This window comes from Nitrospira sp. SG-bin1 (genome assembly GCA_002083365.1).
Taxonomy (GTDB): domain Bacteria; phylum Nitrospirota; class Nitrospiria; order Nitrospirales; family Nitrospiraceae; genus Nitrospira_D.
In genome coordinates, this window is sequence record LVWS01000044.1 from 94785 (window position 1) to 113095 (window position 18311).

General features: G+C 56.9%; 10 protein-coding genes and 1 pseudogene. 8 read left to right on the forward strand and 3 right to left on the reverse strand.

The features are described 5' to 3' along the window. Window positions 1-22: 22 nt before the first annotated feature. Window positions 23-922 (reverse strand): LysR family transcriptional regulator, encoded by a 900-nt coding sequence (locus tag A4E19_09670; GenBank protein ID OQW30567.1) that lies wholly within the window; start codon window positions 920-922, stop codon window positions 23-25. Window positions 923-1234: 312 nt separating this feature from the next. Then, window positions 1235-5134, reverse strand: a complete 3900-nt coding sequence (locus A4E19_09675) for a hypothetical protein (GenBank protein ID OQW30568.1) — start codon at window positions 5132-5134, stop codon at window positions 1235-1237. A 117-nt stretch (window positions 5135-5251) separates the two neighbouring features. On the opposite strand from A4E19_09675, the gene A4E19_09680 reads away from it, so the two are divergent. After that, window positions 5252-6016 (forward strand): hypothetical protein, encoded by a 765-nt coding sequence (locus A4E19_09680; GenBank protein OQW30569.1) that lies wholly within the window; start codon window positions 5252-5254, stop codon window positions 6014-6016. Between the two features lie 452 nt (window positions 6017-6468). Further along, on the forward strand, window positions 6469-7254 hold the full coding sequence (locus tag A4E19_09685; GenBank protein OQW30570.1) for a hypothetical protein: 786 nt from the start codon (window positions 6469-6471) through the stop codon (window positions 7252-7254). A 255-nt stretch (window positions 7255-7509) separates the two neighbouring features. Here the strand turns inward: A4E19_09685 and A4E19_09690 are convergent, their stop codons facing one another. Next, entirely contained in the window at window positions 7510-7872 is a 363-nt protein-coding gene (locus A4E19_09690; protein OQW30571.1) for a hypothetical protein, read from the reverse strand. 356 nt (window positions 7873-8228) lie between these two features. Between A4E19_09690 and A4E19_09695 the strand changes: the two genes are divergently transcribed. The 6 genes and pseudogenes from A4E19_09695 (at window position 8229) to A4E19_09720 (ending at window position 18184) form a co-directional block, all read left to right on the forward strand. Beyond that, window positions 8229-9929 (forward strand): NADH-quinone oxidoreductase subunit L, encoded by a 1701-nt coding sequence (locus A4E19_09695; protein OQW30572.1) that lies wholly within the window; start codon window positions 8229-8231, stop codon window positions 9927-9929. Between the two features lie 386 nt (window positions 9930-10315). Further along, window positions 10316-11944, forward strand: a pseudogene (locus A4E19_09700) (NADH-quinone oxidoreductase subunit L). 68 nt (window positions 11945-12012) lie between these two features. After that, on the forward strand, window positions 12013-13320 hold the full coding sequence (locus tag A4E19_09705; GenBank protein ID OQW30573.1) for a hypothetical protein: 1308 nt from the start codon (window positions 12013-12015) through the stop codon (window positions 13318-13320). Beyond that, complete coding sequence (locus A4E19_09710; protein ID OQW30574.1) at window positions 13308-16535, forward strand: hypothetical protein; 3228 nt, start codon at window positions 13308-13310, stop codon at window positions 16533-16535. The genes A4E19_09705 and A4E19_09710 overlap by 13 nt, the downstream gene beginning before the upstream one ends. Before the next feature lie 42 nt (window positions 16536-16577). Further along, complete coding sequence (locus A4E19_09715) at window positions 16578-16919, forward strand: transcriptional regulator (GenBank protein OQW30575.1); 342 nt, start codon at window positions 16578-16580, stop codon at window positions 16917-16919. A gap of 224 nt (window positions 16920-17143) precedes the next feature. Next, window positions 17144-18184 (forward strand): hypothetical protein, encoded by a 1041-nt coding sequence (locus tag A4E19_09720; GenBank protein OQW30576.1) that lies wholly within the window; start codon window positions 17144-17146, stop codon window positions 18182-18184. Window positions 18185-18311: the final 127 nt, after the last annotated feature.

The window sequence follows — 18311 nt, forward strand, 5'->3', positions numbered from 1 at the left end:
TTTCCGAGAATTGCGGCATTCACTACCGGAGGACCTCTCGACGAGCCATGTCGAAAAGCGCGACAACGACAGGATGTTTCAGTCTCCGCTCGACCGTGATGGCATAGAATTTTTGTTTGACTGAGTCGACCCGTCTTACGACCTGCACTTGATACTGCCGACAGATTTCTTTTTCCATGGCCGTCGAGCCGGGAAACAACCCATGTCCTTCTTGCCCGAAAGCTTTAAGCGTGGCGCTATCTTCAAACTCGCCGATGACAGTCGGCATCAAATCCTGTCGTCTCAACCAGTCATCCAACGACCGCCGGAGCATCGTGTTGGAGGTGGGCAATAAGAGCGGTGCGCCATTCAAACATTGTGGAAAGTTGCGACGATAGCGCGCGGCCAACGGCGATCTCGCAAAGAAGGTAATCCCTGACTCACCCAGGAGATGGTTATAGGCTTGCACCTTGATCGTCGGTGGCGCCGGTGTGTCCGCAATGACCAAATCCAGTCCGTGGATTGCCAGGTCGGCCAAGAGCTGATCCAGCTTATCTTCCCAGCAAACCAGACGCACGCCTGGGAATCGCCTGAAGGTCGACTCCAAAAGTCGAGTGGCCAACAGCTTCGGTACGACATCGACGATGCCGACGGTGAGACGAACGGCGCGGCCGCTGCCACGCCCCTTCACCGTGTTCATCAGGTCCTGTCCTATGGAGAAGATATCTTCGGCGTGTTTGAAGATGATGCGGCCCATTTCCGTCAAGACAAGGTGCCGGCCTTCCCGCAAGAACAACTGCTCACCCAACCGGTCCTCAAACACCCGAAGTTGTGCGCTGATCGTCGGTTGAGCCAGCTGAAGCTCTTCACAAGCTTTGGCGATGGTCCCGTGTTTCGCAACCGACCAAAAATACAGAAGATGATGATAATTGAGCCACTCCATGGGGGCCGCACTATACACTGAAGTTCTCGACGACTCCAGGCGTACGCCTGAAAAGGATTACGCCGGCTAGGAAGAGAAGTGGCCGGTGATAGAGCACCATATTTATGTGATTGCCGATGCACTCACGACCGCCTTGGTGAAGCAGTGTCCGACGAAGTTCATGTAATCGGCGCCTGCCGGCGCTGCCGAGTCCCTCCTTAGGGAGATCTCGTGTCAATGGTTCCTGAGGAAGGATCCGACCATTGTTTTGCTGAACAGGGGAGAGCCCGGCGGTCATCCATGAACCTCGCCCGGTCCGTTGTGCGCCCCGGCTTAACTCGCCGTGAGGTCCAGCGTGGTCTCGACCTGATCGTTCTCCGCGTAACCATCGATCCTCGTTCCCGGTATAGAGATACGGTCGGCCGACACCGCGGCCCGATTCACCAAGAAGTTCAGGACCTGCATCGCCCGCTCATGCGCCAGTCGGCGAAGGTCACTCTCATCGACCGTGATGGCCTTCAAGAGACGGGCCCGAAGGTCTTCAGCGACGTTGAAGCCCTGATCATTCCCCAACCCGGACGGAAGTTCTCCAAACGTCTCAAGGTACAAGGCTTGAATCGCCTCTTCATCTGTCGCCTCTCGAGCAGAGGCGGTCGTCGCATATGTTTCGCTTGTCAGAGCTTGCTTGACGGAGGCCAGCCGCTCCTGGAATTTCCCCTGGCGCAACGCCATGCCATCTGCAACGAGGTCCGCTACTCCGGTCACTTCCAGTTGCAGACCCGGCCGATCTTCCAGCGTCCTGGCTAGCGTGAGTAACTTGTGCTCGTCTTCGCGCGGCACTTCAGCACTGCCGACGGCAAAACGGATGTGGTTCACTTCCTCCTCACCCCTGCCTCCTCCAAACGTGCCCAGCCATGCGAAGGGTGCCGCGACCACCTTCTGAAAGACGTTCACGGCGACGTTCCATAACAGCCTGCCGTAATGAAAATTCGGGTCGTTTAAGTCGCCGCTGACCGGCAGACGGACATTGATGCGCCCTTGTTGATCTTTGAGTAACGCCACAATCAGCTTGACGGGGAGGGAGATTGCGTCTGGACTGTCCACTTTCTCGCCCAGGGTCAATTGATCGATGATCACCTCGTTCTCGGCCTCCAGATGTTGATGGGCCAGGCGATACGCGATGTCCATCGACAGCTTGCCTTGCTCGATGGGATACCCGGCAAATTTGATGGCGTAGGGCGAGAGGTCAGGGAAATTGACGTTCTTGAACGAAACATGCAGATCGGTAAAGGCCTCGCGACTCAAGGGATTCATCGTGCCGACAATGGTCACGGGCGCAGACTCTTCCACTGCGCCACGGAGATCCACTTCCGCACGGGCTGCGTCGTTCGACGAGAGATGACGTATGGAGCCGTTGAGGCGAGAGATACTCGTGTCGACCTGAGGATGAATGGAAAAATCGGCAAAATGCGCCGACCCATCGACGATGTGGACAGCGTCGATCGTCGTCACTCTGGACTGGCTCAGTGTGGAAGCGGGCTGATTCCCTTCCGGAGTGGTGCCCGCATCATTCTCTCGCGGCTTCATCACTGTGTTCAGATTCAACGTTCGGTCTTCAGTTAAGATCACATCGACGTACGGCTGTCGCATCATGATCTCCCCGATTTCCAGACCGCCGGCTGGAAGTCGTACGTCGACGGAGCTTGCCGCCACAGTGTCCCAATTCACCAAGTCTTTTTTGAGTTGGGCATGCGTCGTCTTGAGGTTCGTCACGCTGGCATCCCCTTGGAAACGAAAGGAGGACGTCGGTCCTGCGGCATAACGGACTTGCCCTGCCACATTTGCTTCCCCTTCCTTGATCTCAACGTGTGCGACCTCCTCCAGATACGGCTGGACTGAAGCCAATGGAAGTCGCGACGCGGTGATCGTGACATCCGCACCGGGAGGAGCCGGCGTGATCTTTCCAGCCACCGTGAGTGCGCCGCGGTTGTCGACCGACATGGAAGCCGCCAGTCGAACGGGCTTTGTAGCTGGGTAAGTCGCATGCGCGAGCCTGAGGTCGAGCTGTGACAATGTGACTCGAACAGACTGCGCCGGCCGCTGGTCTTCAATCATCGCGCGGTATCGATCGATCTCGGCCTTGTCGATGCGCGCCGTCCAGACCGGCGACGCGGCTTGCTCGGCGAAGGACGTCTGAACGGCGTGCGAGGACCGCTCTGGCTCCGTCGCGAAGAGCCGCTGAAGATTGAACCGCCCGTCTCGCTCGATGACCGCCAGCACTGAGCCGTTGTGCGACACGACATGTTCAATGGAAACGTGATGCCGACGCAAATCGAACCCGATGCCGCGCACCGCCAAGGAGGGCAACACGATGAGCTGTTGCTTGCCGTCCTGTTCGAACAGGGTCAGATTGTTCACTTGCAGGGCGCCATCCCATGTCTTAATTTGTAGCCCTTCCTGTTTCCGCCCGACGACATAGGACGTCTCGGCCTGCAACGTTCCCTCGCGGATGTCCCACTTCACGATGCCTTGCGCATACTTCACGAAGTCGCGAAGTCGGATCCCAGTCAGCATCAATCGCCCTTTCGAGCCCAACGGATCGAGCGTCAGGTCACCGCTGACCGTCAGCGCACCGGTCTCGTTGAGCACCCCCGATGCGACGAACCGGAGCGGCATCGTCCCAGGGTAGGCCACATGCTCAAGGTCAAGATGGAGCTTGGACAGTGCGAATCGAACCGGTGTCGCGGTCCGTCGGTCTTCAATCACCGCGCGGGAGTCATTGATCACGACCTTGTCGATACGAGCCTCCCAGGCTGACGATGCGGCTTGTTCTCGAGAGGCCGGTCGAACGTGACCTAACGACCGCTGTGTCGGGACAGTCAGCAGTCGCTGGAGATTCATCCGGCCGTCTTTCTCGATCACGAGCTGGACGGCCGCCGAAGAGGATTCGACATGACGGATACCTACGCGATGCTCATTGAGATCACACTCCATGCCCTGCACGGCAAAAGCGGGGAAGGCGATAATCGTGCCCGTGCTGCCCTTTTCAAGCACAGTCAGATTGTTTACCTGTAGACCGCCATTCCACGTCTTGACTTGCAGCCCTTCCCGTTTCCCCTCGACGGCATAGGCGGTCTCGGCCTGCAGCGATCCCTCGCGCACCTCCCACTCCACCGTGTCTTGGATAGACTCCCAGAGGTCGCGAAGGTTGACACCGGTCACCGTCATGCGACCTTCTGAGTACAAGGGATTGATGAGCAGCCGACCGTCCCCGACAAGCGTGCCTCCCTGATCCAACTCCGCCCTGACCGTAAAGGCGTTGTCCTGTGCCTGGCGCGACCCAAAGTTCTTGAGAGCAAACCACACATGGACCCTGTTGTCATACGGGGTGCGCGATCGGTCGTGGAACTCAATGTCGCCATTCTCAACGTCGAGCGCCTGAATCATGACCGCAGGAACGGCAGGATCCTGTACCTTGTGGTCCTCCCTTATCTCTGCTGATGCCGCAGCCGGCGAAGACGTCGTCGCTTCATGTCGAAGGAGCGTACGGACGTTCAGGTGTCCACCTTGATCAATTACCAGTCGAGCATACGGACTCTGCAGACGAATGTGCTCGAAGGTCCACGTGCGGGTCATCACCGACGACAGCGAAAGGTCGACGAGCAGTTCGTCAAAACCCATCAGTGTGGTGTGGTCCGCTTCCTTGACGTCGAAGCCTCGGACTGTGAGTACCAATGTGAACGGGTTGAGTTGGACATCCGAAATACCGACGGGTTTCCCAAGGTAGGCCGACACGGTCTCGGGGATTTTCGTCTGGAGGTACCAAGGGAGCGCGACAAAGCCAAGCAGCGCATAGAGCGCGATGACGCAGGCAAGGATGGCAACAATGATGGGACGATGATGCCCGCTCCGGTGAGGCGCGTCGGCGGGATGTCCAGATTCTGGCTCTATGATACTCGCATCGCGGTGAATGATCGCCGGCATCGTCACGCCCTTGTGGCGCGCTTCAATCTGTTCTATCCGTATTGGCTCAGCGTTACAGCTAGCCTTGTAGCAAAAGCTGGTGTTCTTGCTAACTGGATCAAACCCCAGGAAAAAAGAACCTGACCGAACGTGGATGGAAGGCAGGAGCGCGCTGGCTCCTTGCTCCTCGGCGCGGATCGGAGCGCCACGCACAATCATCCATCCGATAATGATTGGTTTCACCACAGACCTATCAAACAGGTCAAACATGCAAACACAGGGGAAGCTGCCAGAAATCTTGCGGTGGGTGCCAGGGGTCTTCCTAGTACAACACAAAATAGGATACCTACATAGTAATCTCTGCCTGGAGAAAACCCCTATTTTTTTATGGATCGTGGCAGTACAGCACGGGCAAGCAAGAAGAAAGTGATGAGCCAATATGTCTCATCTCTCTCTATTCGACCAAGCCGTACCAACGGCACATTTAGCTTCCTGCGCCTTGTACGTGACGGTCCCGCACGAGGGCAAAGACTCCGTGAAGTCGTACGCCAACTTCAGAAAGCAAATCAGAAGTTGCTTCGCCTTTCCTGCTTGGATGGTTTAACAGGAATTGCCAATCGACGGAAAGTCGATGAAGTCTTGGATTGTGAATGGAGGCGGGCGCTTCGGCTGGCGACTCCGTTGTCACTGATCATGTTGGACATAGACCGATTCAAAGCCTATAACGATTCGAAAGGCCATACTGCTGGTGATGAATGCCTGAGGCGAATTGCCTCGGCCTTGTGTAGCGTCGTCAATCGCTCTGGGGATGTAGTGGCGCGATACGGCGGCGACGAGTTTGCGGTCATTCTTCCCGGCACCGACATTGGCGGCGCCGCTCGAGTGGCGGAACGCCTCAGGCGTCGAGTCGAATCGTTAGGAATCACCCATTCGGATGGAGAACGCGTGACTGTCAGTGGAGGCTATGCCGGCATCGTGACCGGTAGAACAAACGCCTCCCCCACCGACCTCATTACGGCTGCGGATCACGCGCTCTACCAGGCGAAGCGAGACGGACGCAATCGGATCAGACCGCAAGAACGAGCGACCAATCACGACTTGTTGTCCGCCGCCACTGACTATGTGCGATCTCCCGCTCGGATGTGTCTCTAAAGACGCCATTCATTAAGGCACAGGTCAATCCTGTGCCGGATCTCGGATCCGACAAATGATCCGCACCCTTCATGAACAAACGGTCACTCGGTAGAGCCTCATGTGTCATTGATCATAGGCAGGGGCACTCGCCGTTTCTTGGGTCTCCGATATCGAGTAGCGGAGCTTCCGCTCCGAGGGTAAGGTGAACGGCGACGGCCCTGCCGGAGGAAGCGGTGTCGATCTGGAAAGGACCGGTGATGGCGGTCAATGTCGAAGCCGGCCAAGGTCAATCTTCTCATGCAAGTATTGATCGAAAGAAAGGCCGAATTTCGCAAGCCGATCAGGACGACGTTCAATAATAGCAAACAGAGAGCGGCCTCGCCGCGGGTAAGGTGTTGTAAATTTATGTCTCGTAAGCGCTACTGAGGGCTGTTGGCTCATTCTAAAGTTAGACCTCAATGATATGACTCATGCTTGTACATGTGATTGCAGACTATGGCATCGGTGACCTCGCTTTTGCCGAAGTCATTCAACGAATTAAATTCCACTTGCCTGATGCGGAACCCATTTCCATGCCGGTTCCCACCTTTTCAACGTTGGCGGCCGGGTTCTGCATCGCGCAGCTCGGTTGGCACATCGCCCCACCCGGCACTCTTATCTATCATAATGTGGCGCCGCGGGAAGATGATCCGGCGAGCCGACCAGAAAATGCCGGCGAACGTCTGGCCTATGCCCAGTTGTCGACGGGCGTCCGCGTAATCGGCGTGAATGCAGGCTATGCTCTGTCCTTCATCAAGGATATGGCCGAAACATTGCGATGGGCCGCCTCCCCCGCGGAAGGAAGCCAATTCCGTTCTCGGGATATCTTCCCGCAAGCCGCAGCCGCTGTCGCGCTCGGACTTCCCGGCGCATTAGGTGATGCGATCGACGTTCGACTGATCCCGGACCCGCCTCCCTCAGTGGTCGCCTACGTCGATGGCTATGGCAACATGAAGACGACGATTCCCTATAATCCTGAGAAAGTTCGCCCGGGTAAGCGCATCCACGTGCGAATTGGGGAGATCAGTCATGAGGCGATCGTGAGTGATGGCGCCTTTGCCGTTCGTCACGGAGACATGGCGTTCGCCCCAGGCAGCAGCGGCTGGCAGTTACCTCACGGAAGCAACCTACGTTGGATGGAAATCTTTCTACGTGGCGACAATGCCTGGAGCCGGTTTGGGAATCCTCCCGTCGGCTCGTCTGTCGTGATCAGCTGATTGTAAGCCACTACACTTGACCTGATGTCACTCGGCGGAGAGAAAGGCTGAGAACGATCGTAGGAGACATTCGGCGAATCTCAATTCGGTGCAAAGTCTTACAAACACTCGTCGCCGGCGTCATATCGCCGGCCTACTGTCCCGCTCAGGCGCTGCACCCCATGATGTACGAGCTCTCGTCCCGTGGTCTTCGCGGCAATATGCGCCGTGATCCGGCGCTTGAGGAAGGCCCGCAAAGACTGGGCAGGCTGTCAACTACCTGTTCCCGTTCTGAAGCTCCCGATCCACGGTAAAGACAAAGACCCGCTCACCGAGTTGTACATCAATATCGGTAAAGAGTCCGAGGACTTTGGCTCCGGTTATCTCGCTCACTTGCTCACAGAGCTTTTCGCGGCCCTGCGCTATCAAGTTTTGCCTTAGCCGCTTCACCATTTCAACACCTTCCACAGTCTTGGCGAGCTGGCGCTCCGCCGGCGTAAGGACGCCTTTCAGTCGGACGACGACCAAATCCCGTGCAACGAGCGCGCGAACCTCATCAGGACCACGCCCAAGAAACTCTTGTTCGAATTTGATAATCGCGTTGCGAATCGAGTTTTCCATGGGTTCTTCGGCCGTCATTATAGGGCCGTATGAGGAAGCGAACAAGCACGGTCCTAGGTCTTTCGCTATAATCAGCGACCGTACGATAGGTCCTCCTGTTTCGGCTCCCATGGGTGAAAGACCTGGTTCTCCATTTCGAGCTTGACGCTATACTCCACACCATATTATTCATTGAAGTAGTCACCAAATGGCGTTTTGTCTATCACACGATTGCCTGTGGATGGACAGGACGCCTTATTCTTCCGTCACGGGCCGTAGGGCGACCGGCAGTTCGTACGAGAGGCCGGTCGCAGTACAAGCCAACCGAGCTGCGCCGATGGGCGGTCGAGCATGCCGGTTGGCTTTCGTGTTTTTACAATCCTTTTGAGGCAATGATGTCCGGTGCGTTGCTTGTGCCGCTGCTTCCATTGATCGCCGCTCTTATTGTGGGTGTCGGAAGCGAGGCCACGCGCCACGCTCGTGCGAAGCTCGCCGTCTGGCCGATCGGTGCGGCTTTTTGTGGCGCCATCGCCACCCTCTACGTCGTGGCCACGGAAGGCCCGATTGTCCTTCGGCTGTACGATCCGGCTGCAACCACCGTCCTCGCCGTGCCGATCGGCTTGTACATCGACCGGCTTAGCGCGGTCATGATGGTGTTGATCTCTGGTATCGGCACCATCATCTACACCTATTCCGTCGAGTATATGTACCAAGATTCGCACGAGCGCCGATATCTTGCCTTGATCGGATTCACCGTGAGTGTTCTCCTCTGCATGGTGTCCAGTGCGAATTTATTGATGCTGTTCATATTCTGGCAGCTGCTCAGTTACCTCCTGTATCTCCTCGTCCACAATCATAGCCACCAGGAAACGCTGAAGAGCGGGTTTCGTACGTTCACGCTTTTGCGGGTGGGTGATGTGGCCTTTTTGGGCGGAACAGTGCTGGCATACTCGCTGTACGGCACATTGGAATTCCCGGATCTGTTTGCCGTTGCCGTACAATCGACGTCCACCGTATCCCTGTTCCCCGGGGTCGAATTGAACGGGGCGACGGCGGTCACCTTGCTGCTCCTTGTCGGCGGAATGAGTAAGTCCGCCCAGTTTCCACTGTACGGCTGGCTTCCCCGGTATCTCTATGCCCCGACGTCGGTGACCGCGTTGCTGCACGCGGGTATCATCAATGCCGCAGGCTTTCTCATCAACCGCCTCGCACCGCTTTTCGGGATGAGTTCGACCACCCTGCACATCGCTCTCGTGATCGGAATGCTGACGGCGATCCTAGGCGCGACCATGATGTTGGTGCAAAACGACATCAAGAACATGCTCGGCTTTTCGACGATCGGCCAGATGGGCTACATGGTCATGGAATGCGGCTTGGGAGCCTTCTCATTGGCCGTGTTCCACTTGATCGCCCATGGACTGTTCAAAGCGACCGTGTTTTTGTACAGCGGAAACGTCATTCACAAGGCGAGACAGGAACCATCGTTCCCCAATCCGGGGCACAAGGCCGAAGAAGAAAGTTACTCCCCTCTGACCTGGGCCACCGGCTTTTTCACGACCCTGCTGATCCCCCTGCTCATCTTGTTGGCGACTCACGGGGTGCTACGGATTCCGCTGCTGGAATCCCAGGGAACCGTCATCTTCCTCTTCTTCATCTGGATCACCTCGTCGCAAGCGATCTTAACGTTGACCCGATTGCGGGCGGTCGCCTCCTGGAAGGTGTCGGCGGCCATGTTGCTGACACTCTTGTTCATCGTGTTCGTCTATCTGTTTGCCGCCGAGTCGTTCACCGCGTTTCTCTACCCCAACCCGGAAGAGGTGGCGTCGTACTTCAAGGCCGCCGATCTCCCGGACTGGCTCTTTGACCTCATCCTCGTGGTATCGACGCTGGTGACGATCGTGGGCTGGATCTATCTTTACCTGCGGGCCCATGGCCGAACGGTCTGGACGCCGTCGTGGATCCACAGCGTTCGGATCCGCCTCTATGTCCTCTTCCTCAATCGACTCTATGTCGATGCGGTCTTACATCGAGTGGGGCACGCCCTGACAGCAGCCATTCAGCGGTTGGATAAACGCGCTCAAGAACGAACGCTATAACCGACCGGCACGGCGGGGCCGAGGTGAGCTTACCGAAGCGGGGACATGGAGACATCGTCTACAACGACTCATGAACAGCGACCGGCGGTCAGTCCCTGCTTGACGAATATGGAGAACCCGTATTAATGGTACACCGCCTACCGTGGCGGGAGGTGTACCCATCGCTGAATGAGAGAGGACGAAGGGTTTGAAAACAGTCTGCAGACTGTGCAAAAAGGCCGGTCTTTTTCACCCGTCCAAACCCCAGCGCGCCAAGACGCGCCATTCCGCTGGGCGGCCGCGGCAAGGTCCGCGAGGCGACGATTATTAAGGAGCCTCACGTTTGCGGACGGGCGCGAGATGGTGAACGCCCGGTATGTTAGAGGCGAAGGAGAGTTGACGTGCTTCTGTCGCTGGTACTCATCGTTCCACTTCTCCTCCTAACCGCCGCAGGCATCGTGATGATCGGTCGGGAGACGCCGCGTTTCACCCGCGCGAAGGTGGCCGCTTTTCCCATCGGTCTAGCCTTCTTAGGCTCCATCGGCGCGCTCGCGCTCGTCGCATCGGAAGCTCCCGTTACCGTTCGGTTTTATGATCCTGCCTCCGTCGCAGCTTTCGTAATTCCCATCGGTTTCTACGTCGATCGCTTGAGCGCAGTCATGATGACGCTGATCACGGGCGTCAGCACCATCATCTATTGCTACTCAACAACGTATATGCACCAGGACCATCATGCGCGCCGGTATCTCACATTGATTTGCCTGACCGACTTCGTGCTGATCTGCATGGTCTCGAGCGGGAACCTCATGATGCTGTTTCTCTTTTGGCAAATCCTCAGTTACCTGCTCTACCTGCTCGCGCACAACCACGTCCATCCCGCGACGTTGGCGGGTGCGTTCAAGACGTTTACGCTGCTGCGTGTCGCCGATACGGCGTTTCTTGCCGGGATCGTCCTCGCGTATCAACTCTACGGCACCCTCGAATTCCAAGAGCTGTTCGCCCGAGCGGGTGCCACGCCCATGACCCTTTCGATTCTGCCCGGGTTGGACGTCACCGGCACAACGGCTGTCACGTTCCTCCTTTTCATCGGCGCGATGGGCAAATCGGCTCAGTTTCCTCTGCACCTGTGGCTGCCCGGATCGCTGTTCGCCCCCACGCCTGTCCATGCCTTGCTGCACGCCGGTATCATCAACGCCGGAGGCTTTCTCATCAATCGCTTGGCTCCGCTCTTCGGAATGAGTTCGGCCACCCTGCACATCGCTTTCGTCATCGGAACTCTGACGGCCGTTCTCGGCGCAACGATGATGCTGACGCAAAACGACATCAAGAAGACGCTCGGTTTCTCGACGATCGGGCAAATGGGCTACATGACCATGGAATGCGGTTTGGGAGCCTTCTCGCTGGCCGTGTTCCATTTGATCGCTCACGGTCTCTTTAAAGCGACGGTCTTCCTCCATTGTGGCAATGTCATTCATAAGGCGCGACAGGAGCCGCATTTCCCCCATCCACGTCAAGAGAACGACGACGCGGGATTCTCTCGCTTGACCTGGACAACCGGATTTGTGACGACACTGTTTATTCCGCTGCTCATCTTGCTGGCCACGCACGGAGTCCTGCACATTCCATTGTTGGATTCCCAGGGAACCGTCATTATTCTTTTTTTCATTTGGATCACCTCGTCGCAAGCGATCTTGACGCTCACACGGCTTCGTGCCGTGGCGTCGTGGAAAGTGTCGGCCATCATGCTGCTGACGCTCCTCTTCATCGTGTTCGTCTATCTGTTCGCCGTCGAGTCGTTCACCGCGTTTCTCTACCCCAGCCCGGAAGAGGTGGCGTCGTACTTCAAGGCCGCCGATCTGCCGGACTTGCTCTTCGATCTCATTGTGATGATGGCCGCGCTTATGACGATCTTCGGCTGGACCTATCTGTACATGCGGGCCCATGGCCGAAAAGTCTGGATGCCGGCCTGGATTGAAGGCATGAGAATTCGACTGTATACGGTGTTCTTGAATCGAATCTATGCCGATGAGCTCTATCAACTGATCAGTTCGATGACCGCGCAACTGATTCATCGGATCGACAAGCTGGAACGCGGGTGGTCTCGATGACGGACGTCTTCATACCATGGCTGCTCGTCGGGATTCCGTTCGCGGGCGCACTCGCCTGTCTGGCTGTTTGGTCCGATCCCTACCGCGTGAAAATGTCTGCGATCATTTCTTCTGTCATCAGTCTTGCGTTGACCGTGGGAGTTGCCCACCGGCTTCCAAATCCACCCGATGGTCTCTTACCGCTCTATCTATTGCCGATCGCAGCCTTGGTGTCCGCATTAGGCCAGCCGGTTCACGCGAACCATCGGCTCTCCTGGACCATGACCCTGGTCTTTCTTGGGTTGGGAATGGGCGTGCTCACCGCAGGTGATCCGTTCGACCTGCTGTCCCTGATCACGCTCATGCTGGTCATCATGCTTCTCCTGTACCGTCACCACACCACGCTCTGGCCCATCTCCTGGTGGGGCATCGGTTCCTTCGGCGTCGGTGTGGTCGGCGCGGGCTGCTCTCTCGCGGCCGGACCTCCTATCGCACCGGTCGCCTCTTTAATGACCTGTGCGGTTCTCCTGCCGCTCATGCCCTTCCATAACGGATACCTTACGGCGCTCACCAGACTGCCGGGTAGCTTGCCGCCGTTCATTGTTGTGCTGTTGCCCGTGCTGGGCCTTCACGAATTGGCGACAATCATGCCGACGATGCCGAATGAATTCGTTGCCATCGTCAGTCTCTTGGCCCTGACCAGCTCGCTGTACGGCGCCGTCAAAGCGTTGGCTCAGTCGCGGGTCCGTCTCCTGCTGGGCTACGGGAGCGTCTCGTTCTTTTCGATCCTCTGGTGGTTTGTGTCCGGCGCGCACCAAGCGACGCCGCGCGCGGCCGTGCTGGCCGGAGCAGTCGGCCTCGCCACCGCCGGATTGCTGGTGGCCTGGCAAGTGATCCGCACACGATACGGCGACGATGTGGACCCTCAGGCCATCAGCGGCCTGGCCGCGGTGATGCCGAAATATGCGGTCCTGTTTTCTTTGTTGGGCCTCGCGGCGATGGGAATCCCTCCCTTCGGCGTGTTTGCCGGGTTCATGGGATTGCTGCTCACCACATCCCCCGCTTCAACGATCGGCCTGTTCATTGCGCTCACGGCCTGGCTTGCCGCCTCCTGGTACATCATGCAAATGGTGCAGCAGTTGCTCTTCGGCACTCGCAGACCGGAATTGCGCTATGCCGATCTCCGGCATCCTGAATTGACTTCGCTGTTGATCGTGGTGCTGTCCTTGTTGGCGCTTGGCTTGGCCCCGACCAGCCTATATGCGCCGAATCAGACTCTCACGACGACCTCCGCCATGGAGCGACCTCTCGAATGGAATCGCTAAAGCGCGAGACCGACATTGAGTCCAGGCGAATGGAATTGCGCGGCGTCGTCCGCCTTGCGGGGGAAGTCATCGCGCAGTACTGGCCGATGCGAACCTTCGTCCATCATAACCCGTTGCACAGCATTGAATATGTGCCGTTCGAGGAAGCCGTCAAGCGCGGAAAGCAGTTCTTGGGCGGCAACGGCTACCTTCCCAGTCATCTGTATCGTGAGTATCTCCAGACCGGTCGAATCCGACCGACTCATCTCGATGACGCACTCAAGCCGCGAATCATCGACAAGCATGTGACCATCGGATCGCACCGCGTCACGCACGGCTCGGTCTTGCGAGCCTGCCTGACCGAGGGATTGTGTGCCCCGACCATGGAACCGCTTGACGATCAGCTTGAAAGCCCCGACAGGCCGCTGATCGACTCACTTGCCCATAAGCTGGAGTGCGTGCTTCCACCTTTTTCACTCGATGATCGAATCCGCAAAGTCGTGGAGGAAAACCAAGGCGCGCTTTGCCGATGGCTCACCCTTTCGCACTGGTGCGACGACACCCTCGGCACACAGATCGTCCAGCAGATCAATGAGCAAATGATCAAATGGTGCGGAGCCTTCCTGGACGAGGGGCATGCCACGTGGGCCATGCCGGGACGTGAATTGGGTCTGTATGGAGCTTGGAAGGCCATGGCCTCCAACGAATGGTCTCCCTGTGGAATCAAAGACAGTCGCAAGAAGATCGCGCGGCTGCCGGACTATCCCGAGGACGCGTGCCTGAAAAGTTTGGATGCGCTGGGGATTCCGGCCGAACTTCTACAAGATTACTTATCCTTGCAATTGACTGCACTGCCCGGCTGGGCCGGCTTCATCAAGTGGCGTGCGGAAGAACGCGACTATCCCTGGCAGCAAGCTCACCCCGTCGGTCTGGTGAAATTTCTGGCGATTCGTCTCTGGTACGCGCATGAATTGGTTCAACAGGCTTGCATCGACCACCTCGACATCGACGGGCGATACGAGGCCGTGATGGCTTACATGCGCGACTACCCCGAAGAATATTATCTTCGACGACAGCGGGTTGCCGGCCGGTTACCCGCTCTCTATGCCGAGGAAGTGGACCGGCTCTCGCACCGGAAGGGACAAAGCTGGAAGGCCATCCTCGCACGGTACCGTGCCGACGTCATTCCCCGACTGCAAACCGCCGTTCGCCAGAGGGCCGCGCGTCGGCTTCTCGCTCTGGCCCGTGCATTGAATATTGACGCCGCCACATTCGCTGAAAGCGCTCCCACGGACCTCAAGCAAGCGATCGACTGGATGGACGCCTTTCCGGAATCGGACCATGGACCGGTATGGCTCAAGGCCCTGGAGACCAGTTACCAGGAACGGCTGTTAGGACACTTGCGGGCGCGCACCGAGAACGTCCCCTCCCCTGAAATGGCGCGCCCCCATTCACAGTCGGTCTACTGCATCGACGTGCGCTCCGAACCGTTTCGCCGCCACCTCGAATCGGTCGGCCCACACGAGACCTATGGCTTCGCCGGCTTTTTTGCCGCCTTCATCCGCTTTCGGGCCTGGGGAAAGGAACACGATACGGAACAGTTCCCAGTCATCATGCGGGCGAAGAACGAGATCCGCGAGATTCCGCGCAGCTTTCTCGACCATCAGCTCTCGTTGCACGCGGTGCGGGCCAAATGGGTGCAGGCCGGTCATACGCTCTTGCACGATCTGAAGGAAAACGTCGTGACCCCCTATGTCATGGTGGAATCGCTGGGCTGGTTTTACGCTCTCCCGATTTTCGGCAAGACATTGATCCCGATGCTGTATCAGCGCTGGACCGCCTGGTTACGGCGCCTCTTCGTTCCCTCTCTGGCCACCACGTTGACAATAGACAAGCTGGCACCCGCCGAAACTGCGGAAATGCTCGAAGCGGAACAACAGGCCGTGATCAGAGAGGCTTTGTATGAACAATTCGGGCTTCGCAGCTCTCGTATCACTCCTGCCCTCGTCGAAGGCTTGCGCCAGCGCGCTCTGACGGTGGAGGGAGATCCCGAGCCGCCGATCGCCGCCGAAGAAACCGAGCGGGCCGGACTTACACTGGAGGCGATCAACGCATTCGTCGAAATCCTGCGGCGGCAGTACGATCTGACGCCGCGATCCGCGTCACGACACAAAGAACGGCTCACCAGGACCGGCTTCACTCTGGAAGAGCAGGTCCTGACGGTCGATACTGCGCTCCGTATGATGGGACTAACCAAGAACTTCGCACGGCTTATCCTTTTCTGCGCACATGGAAGCACATCGGATAATAATCCGTACGAATCCGCTCTCGATTGCGGAGCCTGCGGCGGCAACGAGGGCAAACCGAATGCACGCGTCCTCGCGATGATGGCGAATAATCAACGCGTAAGAGAACGTTTGACGAAGGCCGGTATCAATATTCCATCCGACACGCATTTCCTGGCCGGACAAATGAATACGACGACTGATGAAATCCAACTCTTCGACCTGGAGGATGTCCCATCGACTCATCGTGCGGACTTGGTCCGGCTCCAAGAGGACATCAAAAAGGCCTCGGCGCTCACCAGTCAAGAACGCTGCACGCGCTTTCCCGATGTCCGACGGGTCCTGAAGGCGACGACGGCTGAAGCACATGCCCGTCGGCGCAGCCTTGACTGGAGTCAAGTCAGGCCTGAATGGGGACTTTCCAACAATACGTCCTTCCTGATCGCGCGCCGCGAACTGACGAAAGGGTTGGACCTGGGCGGTCGCGTTTTTCTGCACTCCTACGATTATCGAGAAGATCCCAGCAATCGACTACTCGAGGTGCTGTTGACGGCGCCTCAGGTCGTCGCGCAATGGATCAATATGGAACACTATTTTTCTACCGTGGATAACGAAGTGTATGGCAGCGGCAGTAAGATCTACCACAACGTGGTAGGCCGGTTCGGCATCATGTCCGGACCTTGGAGCGACCTCCGGCTTGGATTGGCAAGACAAACCGTCATGAACGGCGAGATGCCGTACCATGAACCGATGCGCCTCCTGACCATTGTCGAAGCGCCCCGAAAAAGAATCGAGAAATTGATTGCGCGACACGACGTGCTTCAGCACTATTACCATAATGAGTGGGTACATCTGGTTGTACTCGACCCCGAAGATGGAGATTGGTATCGCTATAGATCCACCGGAGAATGGCTCCCTATCGTGCAGGACATGTCGCAGGCGGCATCATGATGAGATAACCTCAAGGACCGTAGGCCGGAAAGGAGCGTATCGATGGGTGGTTTAAGCTTGCATCCGATGAAAGAAATTCGCGTGATTGTCGCGGGCGAGCATCGTGCGTTCGTAACGGAACTGCTGGACCGTATCCAGGCCACCGGTTACACGATCATCGGTAATATATCAGGCAAAGGGCACCATGGAGTTCGCGAGGCGCACTTCATGTTCAGCGAACAGGAAAGCCTTGAAATTATCATGACCGTCGTGCCGGAGGAAAAAGTCGATCCCATTCTCGCGGGCCTCCGCCCCCTCTTCGAGCGGCATTCCGGTTTCATGCTCGTCGCCGACGTGGCCGTGAGCCGACAGGAATATTTTGGAAAGAAAGGCGGCAAACCCTGAAGGTCGAAACCTATGAAACAGGTATTTATTGGCATAACTTTAGTAAACCTACGAGGTGCAATTGAGCACTATTTAGGTTAGGTTGATCCTAGTTTCTGATGGTCGTAAGGGGCAACGAATACCCAGAAGATCGCGGTGCAGGTTGTCGATATCGATCGGTCCTCGGTAAAACTGCATGTCCAGTTTCTTCTTCCGTAAGTTGAATCTAAATACATAAACGAATTATGTCGAAGATCGGATTGAACATTGGTCGGTCTTGTACCACCCTGTTTAGCTTGATGGCGTTGGTAATATGCACGGCATTGTTAATTCCGTCTCGTGCGTCTGCCGAATGGTCCGCGACCGGAGGCGGGGCGTTGTTCTACACGGACAATGCCAATCTGTTTTCCGCCACACGCCGCTCCAGTCTCGATGGTGATCCATCGCAACCAGTTTTAGATACGTCGGCCTTTGGGCATGGCAAAGACATGGTGTTCGAGCCGACCCTCCGGGTGATGAAATTTATCCCTTCCTCATGGGGCCAGACGGCCTTCACGATCAAGCTTCGCGGGTTCGTCTACGCCGTCAATCCGGAATTCAGTCAGACAGGCATTTACCTGGAGGGGGTTCATGCCTTCAATCCTGACACTGCTATCCGGTTGCGATTTTTTACCGCTCCCGATCAGTTGCTGGGACAGGCTAATGTCGAGCGGGATGGGATCGGGTTGCAAGATGCGAGGGTCTCTTCCCATATCGGTGCAGTCCGATTTGATAAGCGTCTTTCCGACCATTGGGAAATCCAACTCTATGGACGCGCTGGAATCCGGCGCTTCAATGAGCCCTTTGCCGAGAGAGACATGTTCTTGTGGGCGGTGAGCCCGCGTCTGGTTTGGCATATGACGCACCACGCTAGAATGGTAATCGGCTATCAGTATGAACGGGGCTTAGCCGAAGGCCGTCACCATCCCGAATTTCATGAAGATGGTTCCTATGTTCAACATTTCGCGTCGATCGCTTTTGAGGCCGATCTGATGGAACATCTGGAATTGGAGCTGGACTTTCACTATGAACGCAACAACTTTACGACAGGGATCTCCGAGGATGAGCTGCATTTTCTTGGAGGCGAGAACATCTTTCTCGGAAGCGGTAGGCTCCTGTACCAGGTCACGGATAATACCGCTGTGACGTTCACGGTTCAGCGAGCCAACCGCAATCTGAATTCTGAACTTGAACATATACAGGCCTTCAATACCAATGTGGGCCTCGGCGTCCTGTACCGGTTTTGAAGACTACGCATGAAACCGTCGCCCTTGCTTTTTCCGCGTTTCTACCCTGTTGCACAGATGAACGATGTGCAGCAAATCAGCAGTGTATCTTGAGACCGCCGATCTGAGATAATGATGTGTCCAGAGA